The sequence below is a fragment of the Martinezella lusitana genome, from assembly GCF_016901135.1.
In the GTDB taxonomy this organism is placed as follows: domain Bacteria; phylum Pseudomonadota; class Alphaproteobacteria; order Rhizobiales; family Rhizobiaceae; genus Rhizobium; species Rhizobium lusitanum_D.
The window spans coordinates 1-11,214 of sequence record NZ_JAFEVL010000033.1 but is presented as its reverse complement, the minus strand read 5'-3'; the positions used below and the strand labels follow the sequence as shown (position 1 = coordinate 11,214).

The following is an 11,214-nucleotide window of genomic DNA, read 5'->3' as shown; positions in this document are numbered from 1 at the left end:
GGCAAGACCGAGAGCGGGATGCTGATCGGCGGCACGGCTGAGCTTGTGGATGCCGGTGCAGACTATCCCGGCGAGTTCTACGTACGTTCCGTCATGCTCGACGGCGGCACGATGCTTCATCGGGAACGCACCGTGGATGCTTTCGAACGGGAGCTCTTCAAGCGCATCGAGGCAGTCATCTGCAACGACAAGTCAGTCATCGGTCGGCATGCCACTCTTGAGTGGAGCGATGCCTGTTCCGAAGCCGTTGCGGCGTAATCCACCAACACGAGATCCGCATGGGGCGGAAGGGGATAGTCATGAAAATCGAAAAGCTTACGCCGGAGCAGGAGGCGATGATCCCGACCATTCGGGACGAGTTCTTGCGCATCGGCCTATCAACTGAACCCGCAGATTTCGACGCTGCGGAACAGGCCATCAAAGACGCCTACGCCGTCGCTAATCTGCCGGCACCCAAACTGTTCATTCGCCTCGCATCGCCGCATGAGGGCGCTATAGGCGCTGCCATCCTTAAGAATACTAGGCTTGGTGAAAACGTCAGGGCTCAGGTCAGGGCTCAGGTCAGGGCTCAGGTCTGGGCTCAGGTCTGGGATCAGGTCTGGGCTCAGGTCGGGGCTCAGGTCGGGGATCAGGTCTGGGATCAGGTCAGGGATCAGGTCTGGGCTCAGGTCTGGGATCAGGTCTGGGCTCAGGTCGGGGATCAGGTCGGGGATCAGGTCTGGGATCAGGTATCCCAAGCCTTTTATTCCCAACATGAAGCCGGTTGGCTCTCATGGTTGGCCTTCTTCCGCCGCGTCTGTGATCTGCCCAATACCGAAAAGATTGAGCCTCTGTTGCGTATCGCTCAGTCTTGCGGGTGGGTTTGGTTCTTTGCCGGCGCTGTGATCATGACTGATCGTCCGCGTACGCTGAAGCGTGACGAACAAAATCGTCTGCACTGCGAAACTGGGCTGGCGATCGAATATCGCGATGGCTTTGGCATATCCGCATGGCACGGAACGCGCGTCCCTCATCATTGGATCAGCGACCGCGCCAATCTCGACCCGAACGAAGTCATCAAGGCGTCGAATGTCGAACAGCGTGCCGCGGGTGCGGCAATCATCGGTTGGCCGAAGATGCTTACGGTCCTGAAAGCCAAGACTGTCGACAAGCATACAAACCCCGATATCGGCGAGCTTATCGAGCTGACATTGCCGGGTCTCCCAGAGCCAGGACGGTTCCTCAAAGCCGTATGCCCACGCAACGGAATCATCTGTGAGGGCGTTCCGCGCGTCTCCGACATTGATGGTCTTCCGATCAATACCGCCTTGGCGGCTCAAGCATGGCGGATCGGTGATCCGCAATCCGAATATATCCATCCCCAGCGTAGAACCTGAAAGGAAAGTGCATATGAAACAGGTAATTGGACAGCAGGGCGAATGCAGGATCGTAAAGATCGATGCTCTCCCCGTAGGCATGGAGACGAAGACGGTCGATCGCATCGCGAAAGGCTTCGTCATCTCCCACTCCGAAAGCGGTCACCACCACGTTTTGACCGGTGGAGACGTGATGGAGCGCACCAACAACGTCCCCGCCGGTATGCAGATCTTCTTCGCAATTCTGGATGAACCGCAGTCGTTCATTCAGGACGCGGCGAACCCGCACGGCGGCTACGACCTAGACCCCGGCATCTATGAGTTCCGTGTCTCGCGCGAATTCGACCCGTTCGCCGAACAAGCCCGTCGAGTTGCAGATTAACTGCCTATCTCCTTCGGCATCCCGCCTTTGGCAAGCGGGATTTCGAAAGTTGATCAATCGCCACAGGCGCGCGGGCTGAGTTTGAGTACCCGCGGTTTTCATGAGGATGAGGAAGATGAAAACGCTTTACGACAAGACAGGAGCTGCATTCAGCCTAGATCATGAAATTGACGGCACGGCTTATGTCCGCCCGATGGTCAAGGTCTTCACACAATACGGCTATGGCGATGACGTTCACGAGGAAGAGGATGTCGAGCCGGCCAAGTATCTCGTGGCCGTAGAGCGATCCTCTCTGTTCGATACGCCGCCGATTGTGGCTCTCGATGCTGACATCAAGGCCAAGACCAATGAGTTGGCTGCTATCAAGGCAGAAGCCCAGAAGGTTATCAAGGAGCTTAAGGCCGACCGTTCAGCCGCTGAATACAAACTGGCTGACGCAAAACGCCAGCTTGAACAGTGGATGCAGACCCATAAGGGTATGATCGACCTCGGCAAGCTGCTCGACGGGAAAATCCTCTACCCGCTGTCGGTGGAGGAAAATCGCTACCACGGCGCAAGGAACATACCACGTATCATCAAAATGGATGATATTCGCGGGCTTCGAGTTGAAGGTGGAAATTTTGAAAAAGGTAACGAATGGAGGGCCAAACCATACCTTTCCGACAGTTACCACACATCATTTCAATTCTTCGACACTGAGGAAGAACGCGCCGCTGTAATCCTTTCTGAGTTCGAGGCCACCTGCACCAAGTTCCGCGATAAGCCAAATTTTGCCGTCGATATCTACACCACGACCAATCTCCACTACGGCACGCTGCTCGAATGGGTGAAGACGCATCCATCCCTTCGCATTCCCGAAGATATCAAGGCGATGAAGGTCGCGAATGACGCTGAACTTGTCGAGCGGCGCAAGGCTACTCTGGCTGCCGAACTAGCCGCAATCGAAGGCGGTGCAGCATGACCACCAGAGATTTCCAAATCCAGTATCTCGCCCCCATCGAGGGGAACTGGTTCCTAACGGACGCCAATATAGCCGTCCTCGGCTTCAAGCTCGTCAAGGACGATCCCCGTCACCAGCACCACGACATGCGGGAACGGAAGAGGGCCAAGGCACGCCGGGCCTATGTCGTCGATGTTGTCAGCGTGCCGGAAATCGAGGTACGGCATGTCTGAGATTAAGCACACCCCAAGACCGTGGAAGGCGGATAGCCGATTTTCCCAGTATTCAGTTCATCTTGTAGGAGCTGATGGGCGGTTCATCGCAAGCTCAAGCTGGCATGATGATAGTCCACACTATCCAACAAAAAGCCAGACATTTGAAAATTTTGGCCTAATCGCAAGAGCGGTCAACTGCCATGACGATCTTCTGAGGGCACTGAAAAGTCTTACGGAATATGCGGAAGGTGCAAATGATCCGGATTGGTTCCCTGAAGAAGCTGAACGCATCGCAGTAGCTCGGGCTGCCATCGCCAAGGCGGAGGGCCGTTCATGACCTACATCTTCGCTGAAATGGCGATCGGCATTCTCTCCGGTCTTGTCAGCCTCTCCTATCTGTATTGGAGCCGGTCATGACCCATAGTTGCGATTTTCGAGCCTACGGCGAATGTGGATGCCCATCCGGCCAATGCCAGCAGCAGACCTACACCGCCCGCGCAAAGCAGCTCACCGCCGATCAGAACGCTGAATGGCGCGCATACAATAGGGCGATGTTCTCGTCCGTCTCATTCACCGTTCTTTGCGCCGTGACGGCCGGCCTTCTCGCCTTTGGAGCCGTCCAGGCAGAGCGGCAGGAGCGGACTTCAAATCTCATCAATCAGGAGAATGTCGCGTGGACAAGATAGTCGATACCGATGCATTCCAGCACATCGGCGCTGTCGCCGGCGGGATCGTTGAAGGCCTGAAGGCCGAGCAGAAATATCAAGGAAAGCAGATCATTCGCCGCGGAGTTTATTCCGGCGTGCCGATTGATGACTATCACGGCAATGTCGATCTATTCGACGGATTTTCGATTTCCAGCTCCGGCCTTCGCGCCGTGTTGCGCCGCCCCTCCGAATATTGGGGGTTCTCGCCTTACAATAAGAAGCCCTTCGACAAGCCTGAAAAGGATAGCCTGGAATTCGGCAAAGCCGCTCACATGCTGCTTCTTGGCGAAGACGGCTTCAAGGAACGCTATGTCCTTCGCCCGGAGAAATATCCCGACGACAAGGGCGGCATGAAGCCGTGGAGCGGCCAATCGAATTGGTGCAAGGGTTGGCTGTCGGATCAGAAGAAAGCCGGCCGTGTCGTCATCACGGAAACCGACATCACGCATATTCGGCACATCGCGACAGCGCTGGGCAAGAAGGAAGCAATTAGGCTTGGCATTCTGAACGGTCGTATCGAGCGAAGCATCTTTTGCAAGGATGGCGACATCTGGTTGAAGACGCGCCCTGACGTCGTTCCGAACGACAGCGGCGACTTCGTGGATCTCAAGACCGCAGCATCGGTTGATGACGAAAGCCTGTCCAAGGCCATCTACAATCACGGCTACCATGTCCAGGCCGGCTTGCTTCGGATGATCGTTCGGCAGGTTCTCGGCGCCGATGCCTTCACGTCTTTCACCTTCGTCTTCGTTGAGAAGGCGCCACCGTATGACGTTCGCGTCATGCAATTGAAGGATGAGGATATCGATCTGGGGGAACGCCAAGCGCGCGTTGCCATCGATGTCGTGAATCGCTGCCTCAAGGAAAATATTTGGCCTGGCTACGACGGCTTCGGCAAGGACTTTGGCTGGGTGGAAATGCCTAGCTGGTCAAAGACCCGCATCAAAAATCAACTGGAGGCCGCATGAGGAAGTGGACCCGCGGCGAGCGTATCTCCGACTACCACGAGGTCATAGATCGCATCGTGGCCGGTGAAATCATCTTCCATCACGAGAAACCGCAGAACAGCGGATGGCTCCAGTCCTGGCAGCTTAGGGCTGTCGTGAACGACACCAGGCGCGGGCTCTTTTACCGCGCAATCCCAAACGGAGACGCATAATGCAGAAAATTCGCGTAGTTGATTTCGAGACCACTGGGTTTCTGGAAGATCAGGTGCGGGCCATCTGCGAGATCGGCTATACCGATCTGACTGCAGATTGGCAGATTGGGGTGACAACATCATTTCTCGTCAACCCTGGTCACCCAATCCCGCCGCAGACACAAGCAATCCACCATATCTCGGATGCTGATGTCGCAGGAGCGGTTACGCCCGATGTGGCGCTTCGCACCCTCATGCTAGGCATGGAACCGGGTGACGTCTTTGCGGCCCACAACAGCAAGTTCGAACAGGCATTCTTTGCTGGGGGCGGCGTGCCATGGATTTGTACCATGCAGTGCGCCAAGCATCTTTTCCACGACGCCCCTGGGTATTCAAACCAGACGCTGCGCTATTGGCTGGGTATCGACAAGGATTTTGATGACGCTGGTCGCGCAATGCCTCCTCATCGCGCCGGTCCCGATACGTTTGTCACAGCCCATCTTCTTTCCCGACTGCTGATGCTGGCCAACGTCGAAGAGCTTATCCGCCTCACCACAGCACCGGTCGTGCTGCGGGACGTCACGTTCGGCAAGCACCGCGGCATGAAATGGAAAGACCTTCCTTGGGACTACCTGAACTGGGTCGCAACGAAATCTGATCTCGGCGCCGACGAGAAGCATACCGCGCGCCATTACCTTGGGGGCCGATAATCATGAACCAGGTCACGAAGCTTGGCGAACAGGTCGCCCTTACCAGCAGCGAAGGTGGCTTTGCCGTCACCCCGCAAACCCTCAACGATGTCGTTGAGTTCGCAAAATTCATGTGCCAGTCGAATGCCGGCATCCCTTCGTATCTTCGCGGTAACGGTCCGGATTGCGCAGCAATCATCATGCAGGCTCTCAAGTGGGGCTTTGATCCTTTCAGTGTTGCTCAGAAGTCCTATAAGGTGAAAGACGTCCTCGCTTACGAGGCGCAGTTGATTGCGGCCGTCATCAATGCTCGGTCCGGCATCAAGGGGCGCCTGAAATATCAATTCGAGGGCACCGGCGAAGATCTGGTCTGCACCGTGACTGGCATGCTGGATGGCGACGAGTGCATCTACACATCGCCGCGCGTCGGCAACATCACGACAAAAAACTCTCCTCTTTGGAAGACGGACCCGCAGCAACAACTCGGTTACTACAGCTCACGCAACTGGGCTCGCCGGCATTGCCCGGAAGTCATTCTAGGCGCCTATGACCGCGACGAAGCCGAAGAGTTCCGCGGGGCCGACAATGCGAAGGACATTACTCCGCAGCCGACCGTCATGGAGCGCCTTCGCGCCCAGCAGGAAACCACACAGCAGCCGCAGGGACGCCAAGAGGGCTTCGACGTCTCATTCGTCCACAGCGAGACCGAAAGCGCTCTGACGGGCGAGATCCTCGACAATGACAGCACCAATTCCGGTTCCTCCCCTGAACCGGAACCAGCAGACGCGACGCCCTCTCCCGCGTCTGCCGAGGCCGGGGATACCGTCCCCTTGTCCCCGGCCTCTCAAACTCTTGACGACGATCTGCGCACACACCTGATGGACTTTGCCCGCAAGGCGCTGCGCACCGCCGAAGATGATCTTCCATCAGCCAAGAAGCTGGATCTGATCGAGGACATGCTCGCCAACTATCGCGAGGTCATACCAGAACAGGAATGGGGCAAGCTCTCCACGATCAAGGTCAGCATTCAGGCCGTTCTGGCTGGCAAGCGTACGATCGACCAGGCGCGCAAGTTCATTACTGGTGATCTGCTCGGCTGTGATGCTTCGGAGATCGGAGGCGTGTCATGAAGATGCAACCTGGTGGCCCTAACGCAAAGCGCATTCTGAACCCCGATGGGTCAATAATTGGATTCGCTCTCAAATTAGCGAATGACCGCTGGGCTCCTTTCGATAGCCGCGAGCGTCGGTTGGTCGAAATCTCCGTAAGCTTTCAAACCCCAAACGAAGTCCTGAAATTCTTCAAGGCGGCTGCGGCTGGCTTGGAAGGCGGTGACGCATGATGTATCCCGGCCTCCCCCTCAAAGCCCTTTCCGTTCGCCAGCCGTGGGCGCACAGCATCCTGTATCTAGGTAAGCCCTACGAGAACCGTAGCTGGAATACTTCGTTCCGTGGCCATGTCTGCCTACATGCCGCAAAGGGCATGACTGCCGACGAATGGGAAGACGGCTTCTTTACTGCTCGTGCTGCAGCAGAAATCAGCCCGTTTCCCGAAGGGACCATCTTCCCCGGCCGCAAACAACTGCAGTTCGGAGGCATCGTCGGAATTGTTGAGATCGTCGACGTGATCACGGAAAGCGACAGCGCGTGGTTCTTCGGGCCATTTGGCTTTGTACTGCGCAACCCGGAACCTGTCCACTTCATCCCGGTCAAAGGCGCTCTTGGTTTCTTCGATTGGCGTCGGAATTTGGAGATGGCAGCATGAGCGCCTTCCGCATCGCCTCATCCCTAAAACCGGATGCAACGCCAAAGGCCAAGCCCGTAAAATCAAAGGGCTATCTGAGTTTTATCAGAAAATTACCATGCTGCATCTCTGGAGTGTGGGATGTCGAAGCCGCTCACGTATCATTCGCCGCCCCCTGGTACGGCTGCTACGGGCGCGGTAAGGGTGCGAAAGTAGCCGACCGCTTCGCATTGCCGGTCAGCTCAAAGCTGCACACTCTTCAGCATTCAGGAAAGCTCGGATCCGAGAAAGACTTTTGGGATCATCACGGAATCATTCCGCACGAACTTGCCAATACGCTGTTCGGCATTTGGTCCGACTACGACGAATACGAAGCTGTAGAACGCGCGAAGTCCCGCATTATGGCCGGTCTCGCCGATCGCGAGCTGTTACCTATGAGGGAAATTTGATGATCTATGCAAAAAAGCCAACAGGACCGAAATTTGAAGATTTGACGGGCCAGAGGTTCGGTATCGCTACAGTTACGGGATACCTTGGCAAGCAGGGCATTAAATCCCTCTGGGAGTACCGATGCGATTGTGGTTTTGTTGGTAGTACCGCTTCAGCGAACATGAAGATCAAAAAAAGTTGTGGGTGCCTTCATCGGGCGTCTTTATCGGCTAGGCAGCGGACGCATGGAGAAACGGTAAAGAACCGTCGCAGCACAGAATATGTCATCTGGGCGGATATGATCGACAGATGCGAAAACCCTAAATGTGAGCACTTCAAGGACTACGGGGCCCGGGGAATAAGGATCTGCCGGCGCTGGAAAACTAGCGTTGCAAATTTCATAGAGGACATGGGACGTCGGCCGTCCAGAAATCATTCCATCGATAGAATAAACAACAACGGCAACTACGAGCCAGGGAATTGCCGTTGGGCTACATGGAAACAGCAGCAACGGAATAGAACCGGACTGCATTTAATTCGATGGGATGATGAAACAATTACCCTTCAAGAGGCTTGCGACCGTGTGTCACTCAAGGACGTTACGGTCCACGGCAGATTGCGGCGCGGGTGGTCGTTACAAGATGCGCTGCGCAAACCTCCTCTACGGTCTGGAAAGATTAGCGATCTCACAGACGCAATAATCGCCGATATCGGGAAGACTAGCCGCATTAACCAAGGCTTGGCTCTTGCCGGCCGTCTTAGAGAGAGGGAATAGCCATGATCACACCCAAAGAACTTGCCGACCAGATCACGAAGGCTATGGAAGGCGTAACAAAGGGGCCATGGCGCACGTTTAACGGGACGGATGTTTACCCAGATGACGATGATATTGAGGGCACGAAGCATATCGCCGATTGCTCAATGACCGGGTCAATTGGTGGCGATGAGCAACGAGCCAACGCGACTTTCTTCGCCCTCTGCAATCCCGACAACATGCGCGTCATCCTCTCAGCTCTAGCGGATGCAGAGCGGGAACGGGATTATCATCATGATCGCGCGATGCGCCTAGCGGGCTTTCTTGGCGATGAAATTGTCCAGACAGTAATTGCCAGAGCCGACGCCGCAGAGCAAGAGCTTACAGACACGCAGACGGCCAATCATGCAATGTCGGAAGATCATGCTGCCCTGAAGGTCACAGCCGCTGCCCAAACCTCTCTATTGGAGGAAGCTCGTGGTGTGCTGGAATGGTACGCCAGCCCGGAGATCTACCAGCCTCACCCGCACGGCCCAGCTTTTGACCATCGCGACTTGAGCGCGAGCGCGAAATCGTTCCTCTCCAAACTGGAGGCTTCTTCCAATGCAAAAGCTTGAAGATCTGATTGCAGCGCTGGAGAAATCGACCGACTTCGGAAGTCGCATGGCTCAGGACGTAATGTCCGCCTGTGGCATCCGTTATTTCGAGACGGACTTTCACCGAATCCTGAAGCTTGTCGAATGCGGTGCGCAGATCGACGCCGCTATTGCTCTGGTAGAACGCGCAATGCCTGGGTACGGCTGGGATATATCCTCTAACACGGAGTTCATCAAAGCTTGCCTAAATCCTGAGTTTGGCAAGCCTATCGGCAAGTATCCTCATTGGGCGGCTGTATCAAATATCAGATCGAAGAAATTTGAAGATGGCCCGACCCAAGCGCTTTCCCTGGTGATCGCCACCCTCCGCGCTAAGCTCTCTCAGGAGAAGAACAATGGTTGAAAAGCCGATTGCACACCTTGTTTGGCTTCAGGGCCGACGCGCCGCCGATGATGTCGAAGATTACTACGAGGTTGCACGCCCCGGCGACAAGTCGGTTGACGGTTCAGACCCGTTTCCGGTCTACGCCTCCCCCTCCGACGACGCATGGACCTGCGCGGCACGAAAGCAAGGGACCACTGGCGGGAATGATCCGGCTGATTGCAATTGGCCGATGTGTGGGTGTGACCCGTATGCCGATAAGGTCATAGCTGCCTTGGAAGAATCTGGCGCCCTTTCCGCCTCCCCCTCCGATGCTGAACAGCATAAGAGGACGGTACCTGATATTGTGGCCCAGCTAGGCGGTCGCCCGGAAGATTTGAGAAATGTACTGTGCGGCGTTATCGAGCTTCTTGGCATTGAAGCGGCGGCTCAGGTAACCGGTTATGCGCTCAAGTATCGCGGGACGAACGCATTTGACGGATCTATCGCCGCCCCACCCCCACCCACAGCGGCGCAAGAGACGGTGGCCGTGAAGGCGATAACCGTCACCCCCGTTTCAAGTTCGGTGGCGCCAGAGCGTCTTTGGCTGGGCGCTGCTAATGAGGATGGCGAACATTATGTCTGGTTCGACCCAGATGAGGGCGGGACGCTTTACCTACGGGCGAACCTTGACCCGACAAAAACAGCTATTGCCGCTGCGAAAGCCGCATACTGGCATGAAACCCATAACGGCGGCGGTTACAGCGACAAGTGCTACGAGGCCGCTATCCGTGCCGCCTTGGTTACGATGGCATCGGAGGGATAGTAATGACACTCAACGAAACGCTTCTCGCCGCATGCCGTGCTCATGCTCCTCAATTCGATCGAATGGACGCCGAAATTCGCAAGTACGCGATGGAGCAAATGCGCTCCGCATTGCTCGCGGCAGTCGCAAACTTGGTCTTGGCCAGCCGGTCCGTTCTGGCTGATGGCCTGCCTGACGATCCGGAAAACAACGATCTCGTCCGCGCCTTAGAGCCCTTCGAAGAGCTTGTTGCGTATGACGATACTGTCGAGGCTAACATAAGCGCCGCAATGGCGGCCACCCCCACGTCAGCACTGAGGGAGGTCGCTCTCTCCCCCTCCAAAAGCGACCACGCACCCGATGAGGTGAAGCTATGAACATTTTGCGCGAGCCAAAAGGCTTATTTCAAGAGACAGTTCGAAAATTGTCCGAAGCTGCTATGTCCGTGACGCATCACGATATTGATTATGCCGAACCAGAAGCTGTCAACGAGATACAGTCGATGGAAAGAATGTTCACGAACATTCTTAGAGGCAAAATTCGTGGCCGAGACACCACGCTGCCCGCACCCGAGATAGCCGCTAGACGCGTCAAGCTGACGAAAGAAGGCGCGAAGGATGCGGCACTAGACCTAGTTCGCAAAAACGGGTGGAATCCGGGAAACAGTATATCTCTTCATTCCGCTGTTGAATTGATGGTCGCCTTCGGCCTGATGGTTGATGTTGGGGAAGTTCAATGCGACTGGCCTAATTGCGGTTGCTGTGCAGATGCGGCGTGCCGTGATGCTGTCACCTTCATGGGTACTGAGGCCGAGATAGCCGCGCTTAGGGCTGAGATCGAGCGGTTGCGGGGAAATCTCGAAAAGAGAGACGAGTACATCGTCAGTCGCAGCATGTGGTCTGACTTTGTAAGCGCCTTGCCGATCCGCGCCGCCGTCGCCCCTCGGCAAGAGGAGGCGAAGTAATGGACAACCTGAACGAATCCGCCCTCCTAGCCGCCGCAGAAGCCATGCGAGACGCTGAGATAGGGTATAGGATCAATCTAACGCGTCTGGTCGATGATGTTGCCGAACACACGGCAACGCTGCCCGATGGAAGCAC

At 55.9% G+C, this 11,214-nt stretch carries 18 protein-coding genes and 1 pseudogene; all 19 read left to right on the top strand.

Annotated elements, in window-relative coordinates; all coding sequences use genetic code 11:
* Nucleotides 1–258, top strand: a pseudogene (locus JTP94_RS13200) (hypothetical protein); the annotation flags it as partial.
* A 41-nt stretch (nt 259–299) separates the two neighbouring features.
* Complete coding sequence (locus JTP94_RS13195) at nt 300–1,376, top strand: DUF6745 domain-containing protein (RefSeq protein ID WP_204850955.1); 1,077 nt, start codon at nt 300–302, stop codon at nt 1,374–1,376.
* A gap of 13 nt (nt 1,377–1,389) precedes the next feature.
* Nucleotides 1,390–1,737, top strand: a complete 348-nt coding sequence (locus JTP94_RS13190) for a hypothetical protein (RefSeq protein WP_204850954.1) — start codon at nt 1,390–1,392, stop codon at nt 1,735–1,737.
* A gap of 115 nt (nt 1,738–1,852) precedes the next feature.
* Nucleotides 1,853–2,698 (top strand): hypothetical protein, encoded by an 846-nt coding sequence (locus tag JTP94_RS13185; protein ID WP_204850953.1) that lies wholly within the window; start codon nt 1,853–1,855, stop codon nt 2,696–2,698.
* Entirely contained in the window at nt 2,695–2,910 is a 216-nt protein-coding gene (locus JTP94_RS13180; protein ID WP_204850952.1) for a hypothetical protein, read from the top strand. Before JTP94_RS13185 ends, JTP94_RS13180 begins: the two co-directional genes overlap by 4 nt.
* A complete protein-coding gene (locus JTP94_RS13175; protein ID WP_204850951.1) occupies nt 2,903–3,229 on the top strand; it encodes a hypothetical protein in 327 nt (108 codons plus the stop codon). Before JTP94_RS13180 ends, JTP94_RS13175 begins: the two co-directional genes overlap by 8 nt.
* 76 nt (nt 3,230–3,305) lie before the next feature.
* Entirely contained in the window at nt 3,306–3,578 is a 273-nt protein-coding gene (locus JTP94_RS13170; RefSeq protein ID WP_204850950.1) for a hypothetical protein, read from the top strand.
* Nucleotides 3,566–4,567 carry a PD-(D/E)XK nuclease-like domain-containing protein gene (locus JTP94_RS13165; protein WP_204850949.1) on the top strand — a complete coding sequence of 334 codons (1,002 nt, stop codon included), beginning with the start codon at nt 3,566–3,568 and terminating at the stop codon, nt 4,565–4,567. The genes JTP94_RS13170 and JTP94_RS13165 overlap by 13 nt, the downstream gene beginning before the upstream one ends.
* Nucleotides 4,564–4,758 (top strand): hypothetical protein, encoded by a 195-nt coding sequence (locus tag JTP94_RS13160; RefSeq protein ID WP_204850948.1) that lies wholly within the window; start codon nt 4,564–4,566, stop codon nt 4,756–4,758. Before JTP94_RS13165 ends, JTP94_RS13160 begins: the two co-directional genes overlap by 4 nt.
* Nucleotides 4,758–5,447, top strand: a complete 690-nt coding sequence (locus tag JTP94_RS13155) for an exonuclease domain-containing protein (RefSeq protein WP_204850947.1) — start codon at nt 4,758–4,760, stop codon at nt 5,445–5,447. The genes JTP94_RS13160 and JTP94_RS13155 overlap by 1 nt, the downstream gene beginning before the upstream one ends.
* A 2-nt stretch (nt 5,448–5,449) precedes the next feature.
* Entirely contained in the window at nt 5,450–6,556 is a 1,107-nt protein-coding gene (locus JTP94_RS13150; protein ID WP_204850946.1) for a recombinase RecT, read from the top strand.
* Nucleotides 6,553–6,768 carry a hypothetical protein gene (locus JTP94_RS13145; RefSeq protein WP_204850945.1) on the top strand — a complete coding sequence of 72 codons (216 nt, stop codon included), beginning with the start codon at nt 6,553–6,555 and terminating at the stop codon, nt 6,766–6,768. Before JTP94_RS13150 ends, JTP94_RS13145 begins: the two co-directional genes overlap by 4 nt.
* Nucleotides 6,765–7,190 (top strand): ASCH domain-containing protein, encoded by a 426-nt coding sequence (locus JTP94_RS13140; protein ID WP_204850944.1) that lies wholly within the window; start codon nt 6,765–6,767, stop codon nt 7,188–7,190. Before JTP94_RS13145 ends, JTP94_RS13140 begins: the two co-directional genes overlap by 4 nt.
* Nucleotides 7,187–7,618 (top strand): DUF968 domain-containing protein, encoded by a 432-nt coding sequence (locus JTP94_RS13135; RefSeq protein ID WP_204850943.1) that lies wholly within the window; start codon nt 7,187–7,189, stop codon nt 7,616–7,618. The genes JTP94_RS13140 and JTP94_RS13135 overlap by 4 nt, the downstream gene beginning before the upstream one ends.
* A gap of 757 nt (nt 7,619–8,375) precedes the next feature.
* On the top strand, nt 8,376–8,969 hold the full coding sequence (locus tag JTP94_RS13130) for a hypothetical protein (protein WP_204850942.1): 594 nt from the start codon (nt 8,376–8,378) through the stop codon (nt 8,967–8,969).
* Nucleotides 8,956–9,351 (top strand): hypothetical protein, encoded by a 396-nt coding sequence (locus JTP94_RS13125; protein ID WP_204850941.1) that lies wholly within the window; start codon nt 8,956–8,958, stop codon nt 9,349–9,351. Before JTP94_RS13130 ends, JTP94_RS13125 begins: the two co-directional genes overlap by 14 nt.
* Complete coding sequence (locus JTP94_RS13120) at nt 9,344–10,135, top strand: hypothetical protein (protein WP_204850940.1); 792 nt, start codon at nt 9,344–9,346, stop codon at nt 10,133–10,135. Before JTP94_RS13125 ends, JTP94_RS13120 begins: the two co-directional genes overlap by 8 nt.
* 2 nt (nt 10,136–10,137) lie before the next feature.
* The gene (locus tag JTP94_RS13115) at nt 10,138–10,491 is read left to right on the top strand and encodes a hypothetical protein (RefSeq protein ID WP_204850939.1); all 354 of its coding nucleotides are present in this window, start codon (nt 10,138–10,140) and stop codon (nt 10,489–10,491) included.
* The gene (locus JTP94_RS13110) at nt 10,488–11,078 is read left to right on the top strand and encodes a hypothetical protein (protein WP_204850938.1); all 591 of its coding nucleotides are present in this window, start codon (nt 10,488–10,490) and stop codon (nt 11,076–11,078) included. The genes JTP94_RS13115 and JTP94_RS13110 overlap by 4 nt, the downstream gene beginning before the upstream one ends.
* The last annotated feature ends 136 nt before the right edge of the window (nt 11,079–11,214 follow it).